This window comes from Caulobacter sp. S45, assembly GCF_903642205.1.
Classification (GTDB): Bacteria; Pseudomonadota; Alphaproteobacteria; order Caulobacterales; family Caulobacteraceae; genus CAHJWH01.
Window position 1 is genome coordinate 1 of record NZ_CAHJWH010000089.1, and the last position, 13028, is coordinate 13028.

Here is a 13028-nt window from a genome sequence, read left to right on the forward strand (position 1 = left end):
CGGCGGCGGCCTCGGCCAGGTGCGGTGCGCGGCGAGGGCGGGCGAGGCGGACGGGACGGTCGAACACGCGCACTGCGACTTCGCGCACGCCCGCGAGCTGGCTGGCGCCGCCGGTGAGCACGATGGAGGCGGCCGGGTCGACCGGCGCGCCCGACGCCTTCAACCGTTCGCGCACCAGCTCCAGGGTCTCTTCGACGCGAGGCGCGATGATGCCCTTGAGCAGGCTGCGGGGCGCGACGACGGGGCCGGCGCCGGGGTCGTCGCCGCGGGGCGGGGCCTCGATGGTCTCGCGGTCCTCGTTGGCGCTGGCGATGGCGCTGCCGTGCAGGGTCTTGATGCGCTCGGCGCCTGCGGTGGTGGTGGAGAGGCCGCGGGCGATATCGGCGGTGACGTGGCTGCCGCCGACCGCCAGGCTGTCGACATGGAGCAGGCTTCCGTCACCGAACACGGCGACCGAGGTCGAGCCGCCGCCCATGTCGATGCAGACGGCGCCGAGATCCATCTCGTCGTCCTCCAGCGCGGCGAGCGCCGAGGCGAACGGGGCGGCGACCACGCCGTCGAACTGCAGATGCACCAGCTCCAGGCAATGGCCGAGCGTCTGGAAGGCGCTCTCGTTCATGGTCACCACCAGCAGGTCGAGCGAGAGCTGGCGGCCGAACATGTTGCGCGGGTCGCGGACGCCGCGCGCACCGTCGACGGACCAGGCGATGGGCAGCAGGTGGATCGGCCGGCGGCCAAGGAAGCGCGCCTGGGCGACGGCGAGCTGCAGGGCGCGTGACAGGTCGTGGTCGCTGATCGGCCGGCCGGAGAGCTGGATGGTGGTGGAGGTGCGGTGGCTGGCGAGCTGGCCGCCGGCGGTGGTGATCACCACGCCGCCGACGTTGACGCCGGCCATGCTCTCGGCCCGCTCCACCGCCTGGGCGATGGCGTGGGCCGCCTCGTCCATGTTGATGATCGCGCCGCCGCGCACGCCCGCGGAGCGCACGTGGGCGACGCCTGTGACGTTGATGCAGCGGGTGTCGCGGTTGGCGCCGTCCGGCTTCATGATGAAGCAGCCGATCTTGGAGGCGCCGATGTCCACCGCCGCCACCAGCGGCTGGCGGCCGCCGGCCAGCACCTTCAGGCCATCGCGGGCGTTTTGGCGGTCCCGAAGCGTCGACATCTTCCAGCTCCCCTAGGTCTTGGTGACAGCGGCCGCAGGCGTCGGCGGCTTCGGCGTGGGTGTTTGCGGCGAGGCGGTGGCGGCGGGCGCGCGGGGGCGGACCACCACCATCTCGGGATCGCGCAGATCGATGCGCTCGAAGCCGAGGTCGAGCAGGCGGTCCTTTTGGTCCAGCTGGTCGAGCTGGATCAAGGCGGCGTCCTCGCCGATGGCCGGGAGCTGGATCAGGCTGCCGTCCTTGAGGCGCAGGTCCCAGCGGCGGTCGTCCACCCGGACGACCGCCTCCATCTTCCCCATCAGGCGGGGACGGGCCTGCAGCTCGGGCAGGATGGAGCCGGCGGCTTGCGGCGCGCCGTCGCCCACCACCAGCGGCAGGTCGACGAACAGGCCGGGATCGGCCTCGGGGATCACCTGGCCTTCTGGGTCGATGACGCGGGACCGGCCGTGCGCCTGCCAGACCGCCAGGCGGGGACGCTCGGCCACGGCGAGCACGACGGTGTCGGGCAACAGGCGCAGGATGCGCACAGACTTGACCCAGCCGACCTGCTCCACCCGTTGGCGGACCTGGTCCAGGTTCAGGCCCATCAGCGGGGTGTCATGGCGGATACCGGCGGCCTTGACGATGTAGGGCACCGAGAAGCGGGAGGCGCCTTCCACGACGACGCTGGAGACGCGGAAACCCGCGTCGGCCAGGCCGTCGGTGACGCCGGAACTCATGCTGGTGGTCAGGGCGTGGGCGCGGCCGCCTGTGGCCAGCATCAGGCCCATCCCGCCGCAGAGCACGGCGGCTGCGGCCGCCATGGCCACGGCGGGCTGGAGGCCGACGTCCGAGCGGCCGATCTTGGGTTGGTAGGCGGGCGGCGGGGCGGCCTTGGGTGCGGGTCCCCGCTTGCCCTTGGTGGCCCCTTTGGGCCTGGGCTTGTCCCGCATCACCGCGGGCATGAAGCGTCCTGCACGATCCAGAGCACGAGGCGGTCGAAGTCCCATCCTGTGTAGGCGGCCTGCTCCGGCGCGAGCGAGGTGGGCGTCATGCCGGGCTGGGTGTTGACCTCCAGTAAGACCAGATCACCGTTAATGTCGTCATAACGCAGGTCCGATCGGGTGAGGCCCCGGCAACCAAGCGCCGCGTGAGCCCGCGCCGACAAGTCCATGGCGCGCCGGGTGATTTCCGGCGGCAGCTCGGCCGGGACCACATGGCGGGAGCCGCCTTCGCCGTACTTGGCCTCGTAGTCGTACCAGCCGGTGGTCGCCACGATGTCTGTGACCGCCAGCGCGCGGGGTCCGGACGATTCGCCGAGGACCGCCACGCAGAGCTCCCGTCCGGCGATGAAGGGCTCCACCATCACCGCCTCGCCGAAGGTCCAGTCGGGCGCGCCAACCTCCCAGGGCGGCGTGTTGGCGCCTTGCATGACGAGGAAGACGCCGACCGAGGAGCCTTGGGCGTTCGGCTTGACCACGTAGGGCGGGGGCAGGACGTGGCGGCTCGCCACCTCGTGGCGGTCGTAGAGGCCGCCGCCGGGCACCGTCACGCCCGCCGCCGCGAGCACCGCCTTGGCCTTGGCCTTGTCCATGGCGAGCGCCGAAGCCAGCACGCCGGAGTGGGTGTAGGATAGCGCCAGGGTCTCCAGCACGCCTTGCACGCAGCCGTCCTCGCCCCAGGCGCCGTGCAGGGCGTTGAAGACGACGTTCGGCTTGGCGAGGGCGAGCTGGGCGGCGAGGTCGCGGCCGGCGTCGATGCGGATCGCCTCGGCGCCCAGGCGCTCGAGCGCGTGGGCGCAGGCCTCGCCGGAGACGAGGCTGACCTCGCGCTCGGGACTGAGGCCGCCCAGCAGGACGGCGATGCGGCGGCCGGAGAGGGGGAGGGGGTTCGACATGGCCGGAGGTATGGCGAAGTTCACCGGCGGGCGGGAGCGGCGAGGCCGAACTTATCGCCGCAGCTGTCCTTATCCTCCCCTGCGAAGCGGGGGAGGGGGACCACGCGCAGCGTGGTGGAGGGGGCGCTCCAGCCCACCCTCGCGCCCGGGGATTCCCCTCCGTCACGGCGCAGGTTGCGCCGCGCCACCTTCCCCGCTGCGCAGGGGAGGATGAGAGGATCAGCGCCCCACGTTATCCGTCTTGCGAATAAAAGCCGCCACGTTGTCGTGCAGCTCCTTCAGCGAGGCCTCGTGGGCGTACACCATGTGGCCGGACTGGTAGTAGTGGTATTCGATGTTGCTGTTCAGCGCGGCGGGGATCTGCAGGTGGTGGTCCTCGTACCAGCCCTCGTAGAAGGGGGTGGCGAGGTCGTAATAGCCGCCGTTGACCATCACCTTCAGGCCCGGGTTGTACTTCATGGCCGAAGCCAGGTCGGGCATGACGTTCAAGATGCTGGGCAGGGCGAACGGCGCGCCGGGTGGCTGGTGGTCGTTCTTCCAGTCCTTGAACACGTCGATCTCGGGCTTGTAGGTGCGCCCGTCGCCGTAGCCGAGGTCCTTTCGGACGTAATCGTTGAAGCTCGAGACATAGGCCGAGCTGATGGCGGCGGACTGGGGGTCGTAGTCGGCCTCCTTGCTCAAGGGGTCCATGCTGGGGCCGGAGAAGCGGGTGTCGAGGCGGCCGGTGGTCAGGCCGTCGGCGTCCTGCAGGGTCTTCTCGAACTCGCCGCCGTCGATGCGCAGGTTGGCCTTCAGCACGTAGCCTACGGGTAAGCCGGTGTAGCGGGCCAGCTTCTCCGCGACGGCTTGCCTGCGTGTGGGGTCGAGTTCGGAGCCGGCCTGCAGCGCCGAGGCGTACTCGCCGTTGGCGAACTGCTCCACCTCCGCCAGGTAGGGCTCCAGCTGCGCCGGGCGGCCGCCGGCCAGGCGGTTATGATACCAGGCGGTGGCGGCGTAGGTCGGCAGGGTGACGACATAGGCCTCGTCGGTGCCAGGATTCGCCTCGGGCGAGTCGGCTGAAAGGTCGAAGTTCAGGATCTGCGACAGCAGGACCACGCCGTTGAAGTCAATGGCGTCGCCGGTCTCCAGCTCGTTCACCACCACGGCCGAGCGCGGCGTGCCGTAGCTCTCGCCGAACAGGTACTTGGGCGAGTTCCAGCGGCCGTACTTGGACAGGAACCCCTTGATGAACTGGCTGAAGGCGTAGGCGTCGGCGTCCACGCCGTAGAAGGCCTTTTCCTTGTCCTTGCCGGCGATGCGGGAGAAGCCGGTGCCCGGCGCATCGATGAAGACCAGGTCGCTGGCGTCCAGCAGGGAGTAGGCGTTCTGCACCAGCCGGTAGGGGGCGGCGGGCGTGTGGCTGTCGTCGGCCGTCACCACCCGGCGCGGGCCGAAGGCCCCCATGTGCAGCCACACGGTCGAGGAGCCCGGGCCGCCGTTGTAGAGGAAGGTGATCGGCCGGTCGGCGCTGGGAACGCCCTTTTTGAAGTAGGCCACGTAGAAGATCGAAGCCTCGGCGTCAGGGTTGGCCTTGTCGTCCAGGGCCTTGGCGGCGTCGGCGCCCGTCTTCTCGCGGGCGGCGGCGTCGTCCCAGCCCTTCGGGTGGACGATCAGGGTGCCGGCCACCGCGTGGTAGGCGATCGCCTGGCCCTCCACGCTGACCGTACCGTTGCTGTCGGCATGCTCGGAGTGGAACAGCACGCCCTCGTCCGGCGAGGAGGTGCTGGTGGCCGACGGCTTGTCCGACTCTCGCCGGCTGGCGTCTGTCGCCTTGGTCTTGGCTTCGGCGGAGGACTGCGCCAGGGCCGGGACCGCGAGCAGCGAGAGGCAGGCGGTGGCGAGCAGGAAGGTCTTCATGCGGGGCGGTCTCGGCGAGTCGGAGGATGTGCAGCCACTCTGCGCAACGGCCGCGGGTCGCCTAATTAAATCTTCGCCATTTGGGCGGAGGCGGGCGCCTCTCGCCCGATCCGCTTCACTTCCCATTCGAGCTCGATCGCTAGCCGGGCGCGCGCATCCGCTCGCACGGCCTCGCCCAGGCCTTCCAGGTCCGCAGCGCTCGCCTCGCCGGTGTTGATGAGGAAGTTGGCGTGCTTGGGCGAGAACATCGCGCCCCCGAACGGCCGTCCGCGCCAGCCGAGCTCGTCCACCACCTGCCAGGCGCTTCGGCCCGGGGGGTTCTTGAAGGTGGAGCCGCCGGTTTTCTCGCGGATTGGCTGGGCGGCCTCGCGCCGGGCGGTGATGGAGTGCATGCGCTCGGTGATGGCGGCTGGATCGTCGGGGCGGCCCTGGAAGACGGCGGCGGTGAAGATCAAGGGCTCGTCGGCTGCGGCGCCGGCGTGGCGGTAGCTGAAGCCCATCTGCGCATTGGAGATCACGATCTTCTCGCCGCCACGGGTGAGGGCTTGGGCCTCCACCAGCACGTCCTTCGTCTCAGCCCCGTAGCAGCCGGCGTTCATCACGCAGGCGCCGCCGATGGCGCCGGGAACGCCGGTGTAGAACTCCAGCCCGGCGATCCCGGCCCTGGCCGCCGCCTTGGCGAGCTGGGCGTCCAGTGCGCCCGCACCGGCGGAGAGTCGTGCGCCGTCGAGGGGCTGGACGGTCGCGAAGGTGCGGCCCGCCAGCCGTATCACCACGCCTTCGACACCTTCGTCGCGCACCAGGGTGTTGGAGCCGACGCCGAGCGGGACGACCGGCACGTGGGGGTCGAGGGCGACCAGAAAGGCCTGCAGGTCGTGTTCGTCGGCGGGCAGATAAAGGACGTCGGCCGGGCCACCGACGCGCAGCCAGGTGTAGGTGGCCAGTGGTTCGTCGAAGAGGATGCGGCCGCGGACGCGCGGGAGGCTGTTGCGCCAGGTCATCTTATCCTCCCCTGCGGAGCGGGGGAGGATGCTGGCGCCCTCACCCCAGCGCCTCCAGCTGTCCCGGCAGCGCATAGGCCCAGCCGGTGATGTCTCCCGCGCCAAGGCACACCACCAAGTCCCCCGGCTCGGCCTGCGCCTTCACCACCCCCGCCAGCCCCGCCGGCCCCTCCAGCGGCGTCACGCTGCGGTGGCCGAAGCGGCGCAGGCCCTCCACGAGCGAGGCCTTGTCGGCGCCGGCGATCGGCTGCTCGCCTGCCGGATAGACATCCGCGACGATCACGCTGTCGGCGTCGTTGAAGCAGCCGCAGAACTCGGCGAACAGGTCGTGCAGGCGGGAGTAGCGGTGCGGCTGGACCACCGCGATCACCTTGCCGGCGCTGTCGCCCTGCACCTCGCGGGCGGCCTTGAGCACCGCGGCGATCTCCACTGGATGGTGGCCGTAGTCGTCCACCACCCGCACGCCGTTCGCCACGCCCGTCGTGGTGAAGCGCCGCTTCACGCCGCCGAAGTCCGCAAGTCCCGAGCGGATGGCCGCCTCGGACACGCCGAGCTCGCGCGCCACCGCGATCGCCGCCAGCGAGTTCAGCACGTTGTGGCGACCGGTGATGGGCAGGCGCAGCTTCTCGTAGGTCTCTGGCGCATCGTCGCGTGGCGGCGTGATCAGGCAGTCGAAGCAGGCGCCGTCCGCGCCCATCTCGATGTTCACCGCCCGCACCTCGGCCTGCGGCGTCACGCCATAGGTCACCAGCCGCCGGTTCTGCACCCGGGCGGCCAGGGCCTGCACCTCCGGATGGTCCAGGCAGACGGCGGCGAAGCCGTAGAAGGGGATGTTCTCCACGAAGTCGCAGAAGGCGCGCTTCACGTGGTCGAAGTCGCCGTAGTGGTCCAGGTGCTCGGGGTCGATGTTGGTGACCACGGCGACGGTGGATTTCAGCCGCAGGAAGGTGCCGTCGCTCTCGTCGGCCTCCACCACCATCCAGTCGCCCTCGCCCATCTTGGAGTTGGAACCGTAGGCGTTGATGATGCCGCCGTTGATCACGGTGGGATCAAGCCCGCCGGCGTCCAGCAGGGTGGCGATCAGCGAGGTTGTGGTGGTCTTGCCGTGGGTGCCCGCCACCCCGATGGAGAAGTGCAGCCGCATCAGCTCGGCCAGCATCTCGGCGCGCCGAACCAGCGGGATGCGGCGGGCGTAGGCCTCGGCGTACTCCGGATTGTCCGGCTTGACGGCGGTGGAGTAGACGAGCGCGGAGGCGCCGTCGATGTTCTCCGCGCGGTGGCCGATGTGGATGGTGGCGCCGAGCTTCTCCAGCCGCTCGGTGTTGGCGCTCGCCTTCTGGTCGGAGCCCTGCACCGCATAGCCGCCCCGCAGCATGATCTCGGCGATGGCGCTCATGCCGATGCCGCCGATGCCGACGAAGTGGACCGGGCCGATGGGGAAGGGCGTGGGACGCAGGCGGGTGGGGGACATGGGCGCGGCTTTCGCATCCGTCGCAAAGACCGGCAAGCGTGGCGTAACGGCCTTTCTCTCCCCCTGCGCAGCGGGGGGAGGGGACCGGACGAAGTCTGGTGAGGGGGGCTCCAGCCCAGTGTCGTGATCGGGGAGCCCCCTCCGTCACGGCGCTTCGCGCCGCGCCACCTCCCCCGCTGCGCAGGGGAGGAGAACTCAGGTCGCGGTCGCCTCCACCAGGTCGGCCAGCCTCGCCGCTGCGTCCGGGCGGGCGGCGAGGTGGGCGGCGGCGGCCATGGCGGACAGCCGTTCGGGCTTGGCGACCAGGCCCTGCAGCACCTCGGCCAGCCTGATGGCGGTAAACTGCGGTTCGGCGATCACCGTGGCGGCGCCCACGTCCGAGAGCAGGCGGGCGTTCAGGGTCTGGTGGTCGTCCATGGCGGCGGCGAAGGGGACCAGGATCGAGGGGCGCCCCGCGGTCGCCAGCTCGCACACGGTGGAGGCGCCCGCCCGTCCGATCACCAGGTCCGCGGTGCGCAGCCGGCCCGCCATGTCGCCGAAGAAGGGCGCGACCTCCGCCTCGACCCGGGCCGCGACATAGGTGGCGCGCACCGGCTCCACCGCGTCGGCGCGGGTCTGCTGCTCCACGACCAGGCGCAGGCGGAGCGGTTCCGGCAGGGCGGCGAGGGCGGCGGGGACCACCTCGGACAGGATCCTGGCGCCCTGGCTGCCGCCGGTGACCAGCAGGCGCAGGGTGTGGCCGGGCTCGGCATAGGGTTGGCCGTACAGCGCCTTGATCTCGGGCCGCACCGGGTTGCCGACGACGACGGGCTTCAGCCGTGCGGGCGCCTTCTCCAGCGTCGGGAAGGCGCAGGCGACGGCGTTCACGCGCGGGCTGAGGAAGCGGTTCACCCGGCCGAGCACCGCGTTCTGCTCGTGGATCAGCCGCGGCAGGTGCAACCCCTTGGCCGCCAGCAGGGCCGGCAGCGACGGATAGCCGCCGAAACCCACCACCACGGCGGGGCGAAGCCGCTGGAACGCGGCGCGGGCTTGGCGCACGCCGGCCTCGATCCGGAATAGGCCCCGCACGACGCCGACCGGATCGCGCGGGCTGAAGGTGGCGGCCTCCAGCGCCAGCCGCTCCTCGGCGGGGAAGTGCTCGGCATAGCGGGCGCCGCGACTGTCGGTGGCCAGCACGATGCGCCAGCCGCGCGCCTGCAGCTCACGCGCGAGCGCCTCGGCGGGGAACAGGTGGCCGCCAGTGCCGCCGGCGGCGACCACGGCGAGACGGGAGGAGGGTGTGTCCACGCTCACGATGCCATTAGCAGTGAGGAAGGAGCTTAGTTGCGGAAGCGAGAAACGCTAGTAGGCTTGCGATACCGCCGAGACACAAGCTTACGTTCAAGCCTTGCGCCCGCAGACCATCTACTGACATGGCAGTCTCTATAGATCGTTGTATTTCCTTAGCGGCCCATGATGCGACGAGCTTGCTCTCAATGGTATCAAGGGCTAACAATCCAGCCCACCAAGCGGGCTCAATTCCCGCGGCTTGCGTCTTGCTAGACCGGATGACCAAGAGGGCCACGACAGCACCGGCAAGAAAGAAGAAACAGCTCGCTGCGGCAAACCACGCGGTGAGGTCAATCCGAGCCGAAGCGGTAATCATGGCCGCGACGAAGGCGGATGCCGCTAGCTGGAGCCCTGCCACTTGCGCAGTGCGAGAGTCGAGATACACACCGGCTAGTTGTATGCTTTTCAGCCGTTCTTGACCGAGTTCAACGATGCGTAGTGCGATATGCGCTGGGACGTTGTAGGCCACGGTTTCGGCCAGATCGATTCGATCGGCTTCGTTCAAGGTTTTCTCGTGGGGAGGATCTGGCATGGCTAAGGAGCCTATCAAACCACCGCCTGCGCCGCCTGCGCAACGACCAATCCAAAGGATTGAAGAAGGGTTCATTCAGGACCGGCGTCCGCCCCGTCTTCCTCCTTCACCACTGCCTTCTCCTTCTCAAAAGAAGAAGTAGAGCGCAAGGTACTCTCAGGCTTGAAAGCCGCGCTGATCGTGCGGAAGGTACGTCAACGCGCTTAGCGCGTCCTACCCCAGCGCCGAGCCCGCCGCCGCCGGCCCCTCGGTGCTCGCATAAGCCCCCGGCCGCCGCCGCGTCAGCGCCAGGGCCAGCCCCAGCGTCAGCCCCATGGCCAGCATGGAGGAGCCGCCGTAGCTGATGAAGGGCAGGGTCATGCCCTTGGTGGGGATCATGTTCAGGTTGACGGCCACGTTGATGAAGGTCTGCTCGCCCAGCAGCACGAAGAGGCCCGCCGCGGCCACCTGCTCGAAGGGGTCGGCCAGCTTCATGGCCTTGTACATGCCGCGCACCACCACGAAGCCGAACAGGCTGATCAGGAACAGCGAGAAGATCAGGCCGTACTCCTCCGCCGCCACCGAGTAGATGAAGTCGGTGTGGAGGTCCGGCACGTGGCGCTTCATGACGCCCTCGCCGGGGCCGCGCCCGAAGAAGCCGCCGGCGCGGATGGCCTCGGCCGCCTTGTCCACCTGGTGGGTGTCGATGGCTCCGTCGCCGTGCCCCAGGAACTTGTGGAAGCGGGCGGCCACGTGCTGGAAGGTCAGGTAGATGACGATGAAGCCGCCGGACGCCACCGCGCCCATGCCCATGATCCAGCGGATCGGCACGCCGGCCATGAAGAAGGCCGCGCCGAAGGCCACGGTGATCAGCACGGTCTGGCCGATGTCCGGCTGCACCAGCAGCAGGGCGACCGACAGCAGGTAGAGGCCGAAGGCGATGAAGACGCCCGGCACGCCCTGGCCCTTGCGTCCCTCGGCGAACATCCAGGCCACCAGGATCATCAAGCAGGGCTTCAGGAACTCCGACGGCTGCAGCGAGAAGCCGCCGAACTCCAGCCAGCGCTGGGCGCCCTTGGCCGCGTGGCCGAGCAGGGGCAGGATCATCATCACCAGAATGGACAGGCCGTAGCCCACGAAGGCCACCCGCTTCACGCCGCGGGCGGACAGGGTGGACACGCTGAGCAGGATGGCCGCGCCCAATGCCGCAAAGGCGCACTGGCGCACGGCGAAGTGGAAGGGGTCGTGATAGCCGATCCGCGCCGCCGCCGCGGGCGAGGAGGCGAACGACATCATCACGCCCAGGCCCACGAGCATCAGGGTGGAGCCCAGCAGCCAGTGGTCGGTGGTCCACCACCACTGGCCGAAGCGCGAGCGGTCCGTCCGGGCGAAGGCGTGCTGGGTGGTGAAGGTCATGGATCGCCGAGACGGGCCGGGCATGCGAGTCGCACCTCCGCACCATGGTCTAGCGTGGTTAACCGGGTGTTGCCGAGGGGCGCGCGCTTACAGGAGCCAGGAATGCCTCCACCGCTTCGAGCGCCTCCACCAGCCCCACCCGCTGCAGCTCCACGCCGGGCGGCAGGCTGGAGAACAGCCGGGTCGGCGCCGCGGCGTCCAGCATGACGAAGACGCCCCGGTCGTCGGCGCGGCGGATCAGGCGGCCAAAGGCCTGAGCGATGCGGCCACGGGCGATGGAGTCGTCGTAGGCCGACTTGCCGAAGCGCTCGCGCCGCGCCTTGTGCAGCAGGTCCGGTCGCGGCCAGGGCACCCGGTCGAACACCAGGAGGCGCAGGGAGCGGCCGGGCACGTCCACCCCGTCCCGGATGGCGTCGGTCCCGAGCAGGCACGAGTCTTCCTCGGCGCGGAAGACGTCCACCAGGGCGCCGGCCTCCAGCGGGTCCACGTGCTGGGCGTAGAGCGCCAGCCCCTTGTCGGCGAGCGGCCCGGCCAGCCGCTCGTGCACGGCGCGGAGGCGCCGGATGGCGGTGAACAGGCCGACCGCCCCGCCGCCCGCCGCGAGGAACAGCTCGCGGAGCGCCGCGGAGACCTGGCGCACGTCGTCCCGCTTCACGTCGGTGACCACCAGAACCCGGCTGTTGGCTGCGTAGTCGAAGGGGGAGGGCAGGCGGAGCAGGCGGGGGCTCTCGGCCATCCGCGCCGCGCCGGTGCGGAGCTCAGCCAGGGCGAAGGGGCTCTCGTGGGCGGGATCGGCCAAGGTGGCGCTGGTCACCAGCACGCCGTGGGCGCGGCGCAGCACCGTGGCCTCCAGCGGCTCGGTGGGATCGACCCAGTGGCGGCGGAAGGCGGCGTCCGCCAGCCGGTCCCCAGCTTGGGAGTTCGGCGAGACGACCGCCTCGAACCAGTCGACGAAGTCCTTGTCGCCCGCCTCGTCGTCCAGCCGCGACAGCATGGCGCGCCAGGCGGGCAGCTGCATGCGCGCACGCCGCTCCAGGCCCCGGAGCGCCCCTTCCAGGCGGACGCGCTCGGCGGTCGGCAGCTCGTCGGTCTCCTCGTCTAGCCAGTCCTCCAGCGCGCGGGTCAGCGCCAGCAGCGGCGCCTCCAGCGCCGCCAGCGCTCGGGCGCAGGCGGGCGCGGCCTCGCGCACGGCGTCCACGGGCGGGTAGGCCGAGCACTCCATGCCCTGGTCTGAGGCTTCGGCCCGGGCGCGCAGCTGGGTCAGCAAGGCGGCGAGGAAGGTCTCTACGGGGCCGTGCGGCTGCGAGGCGATCAGCTCGCCGTCATAGTCGCGCGGAGGTGCGATACGGCCGGACCAGCCTTCGCCCGGCAGGGCGGAGGCGGCGCGGATCGCCTCGATCAGGGCCAGACGCGCCGGCTCCCGCTCGGCCACCAGTTCGGCCAGCCGCTGTTCCAGCCCGCGCCCGCGCCGACGGCCTTCCGGCCCGCGAACCCAGCGGCGGAGTTCGGCGGCCTCCTGGCCAGACAGGCAGGACGAAAAGGCGCTGTCGGCGGCGTCGAACAGGTGGTGACCTTCGTCGAAGACGATCCGCTTGAGGCTGGCCGTCTCATTGTCCCGGCGAGGCGCGCCGTCCTTGGGCCGGACCGAGCGGGCTCCGTCGAAGGCGGCATGGCTCATCACCAGGGCATGGTTGGCGATCACCAGGTCGGCCTTCCGCGAGGCGCGGATCGCCTTCTCCACGAAGCAGGTGCGGTAGTGGGCGCATCCGGCGTGGACACATTCGCCGCGGCGATCGACCAAGTTGGCGGGGCCGGCGCGGGCGGTCGCCCCGATGGCGAACAGGCTGGGCAGCCACGCGGGGAAGTCGCCGCCGGTCATGTCGCCATCGCGCGTCATCCGCGCCCAGCGAGCGGTGAGGCCGGCCCCGATCACGTCCCCGCCACCGGACAGGGCGGCTTGGGACAGCTCTTGATAGTTGAGCAGGCACAGATAGTTCTCCCGACCTTTTCGCACGACCGCCTTGCGAGCGCGGGTGGCGGGGTCGGGATAGACGGCGTGGCTCTCCCGCTCGATCTGGCGCTGCAAAGCTCGCGTATAGGTGGAGACCCATACCGCGGGTCCGTTCGCTTCGGCCCAAAGCGAGGCGGGCGCCAGATAGCCCAGCGTCTTGCCCGTGCCCGTGCCCGCCTCCGCCAGCATCAGGCGCGGCTGGCCCTCGGCTTCCCGGGGCGAAAAGGCGAAGGCGGTCTCGGCGGCGAACTCCGCCTGGGCCGGCCGGGCTTCGTCCAGGCCGGCGCGGGCGAGCATGGCCGTGAGCCGGTCGCGGGCGGCCTCGGCCGTGACCGGCGCGGAGCCGGGTTGGCCTTC

General features: G+C 70.6%; 10 protein-coding genes. All 10 read right to left on the minus strand.

What is annotated here, in order from left to right; all coding sequences use genetic code 11:
* Window positions 1-1162, minus strand: a 1162-nt coding sequence (ftsA, locus tag HUV06_RS09950) for a cell division protein FtsA (RefSeq protein ID WP_174301118.1), incomplete at its 3' end; no start/stop codon positions are given.
* 12 nt (window positions 1163-1174) lie between these two features.
* Window positions 1175-2104, minus strand: coding sequence for a cell division protein FtsQ/DivIB (locus HUV06_RS09955; RefSeq protein ID WP_174301119.1), 930 nt, complete (start codon window positions 2102-2104; stop codon window positions 1175-1177).
* Complete coding sequence (locus HUV06_RS09960; RefSeq protein ID WP_174301120.1) at window positions 2092-3036, minus strand: D-alanine--D-alanine ligase; 945 nt, start codon at window positions 3034-3036, stop codon at window positions 2092-2094. The genes HUV06_RS09955 and HUV06_RS09960 overlap by 13 nt, the downstream gene beginning before the upstream one ends.
* 219 nt (window positions 3037-3255) lie before the next feature.
* On the minus strand, window positions 3256-4932 hold the full coding sequence (locus HUV06_RS09965) for a S10 family peptidase (protein WP_174301121.1): 1677 nt from the start codon (window positions 4930-4932) through the stop codon (window positions 3256-3258).
* A gap of 65 nt (window positions 4933-4997) precedes the next feature.
* Window positions 4998-5933 carry a UDP-N-acetylmuramate dehydrogenase gene (gene murB / locus HUV06_RS09970; protein ID WP_174301122.1) on the minus strand — a complete coding sequence of 312 codons (936 nt, stop codon included), beginning with the start codon at window positions 5931-5933 and terminating at the stop codon, window positions 4998-5000.
* Window positions 5934-5973: 40 nt separating this feature from the next.
* On the minus strand, window positions 5974-7404 hold the full coding sequence (gene murC, locus HUV06_RS09975; RefSeq protein ID WP_174301123.1) for a UDP-N-acetylmuramate--L-alanine ligase: 1431 nt from the start codon (window positions 7402-7404) through the stop codon (window positions 5974-5976).
* Between the two features lie 195 nt (window positions 7405-7599).
* Window positions 7600-8691: an undecaprenyldiphospho-muramoylpentapeptide beta-N-acetylglucosaminyltransferase gene (gene murG, locus HUV06_RS09980; RefSeq protein WP_174301127.1), complete on the minus strand. Its 1092-nt coding sequence runs from the start codon at window positions 8689-8691 to the stop codon at window positions 7600-7602.
* A gap of 13 nt (window positions 8692-8704) precedes the next feature.
* Complete coding sequence (locus HUV06_RS09985) at window positions 8705-9238, minus strand: hypothetical protein (protein ID WP_174301124.1); 534 nt, start codon at window positions 9236-9238, stop codon at window positions 8705-8707.
* 240 nt (window positions 9239-9478) lie between these two features.
* A complete protein-coding gene (gene ftsW, locus HUV06_RS09990; RefSeq protein WP_174301125.1) occupies window positions 9479-10660 on the minus strand; it encodes a putative lipid II flippase FtsW in 1182 nt (393 codons plus the stop codon).
* Window positions 10661-10718: 58 nt separating this feature from the next.
* The coding region (locus HUV06_RS09995) for an ATP-dependent DNA helicase (protein WP_174301126.1) at window positions 10719-13028 on the minus strand (2310 nt) is incomplete at its 5' end.

Coding starts and splice junctions, on each gene's coding strand:
- HUV06_RS09955 (WP_174301119.1), bottom strand. CDS start 2,104: ATGCCCGCGGTGATGCGGGACAAGCCCAGGCCCAAAGGGGCCACCAAG.
- HUV06_RS09960 (WP_174301120.1), bottom strand. CDS start 3,036: ATGTCGAACCCCCTCCCCCTCTCCGGCCGCCGCATCGCCGTCCTGCTG.
- HUV06_RS09965 (WP_174301121.1), bottom strand. CDS start 4,932: ATGAAGACCTTCCTGCTCGCCACCGCCTGCCTCTCGCTGCTCGCGGTC.
- murB (WP_174301122.1), bottom strand. CDS start 5,933: ATGACCTGGCGCAACAGCCTCCCGCGCGTCCGCGGCCGCATCCTCTTC.
- murC (WP_174301123.1), bottom strand. CDS start 7,404: ATGTCCCCCACCCGCCTGCGTCCCACGCCCTTCCCCATCGGCCCGGTC.
- ftsW (WP_174301125.1), bottom strand. CDS start 10,660: ATGACCTTCACCACCCAGCACGCCTTCGCCCGGACGGACCGCTCGCGC.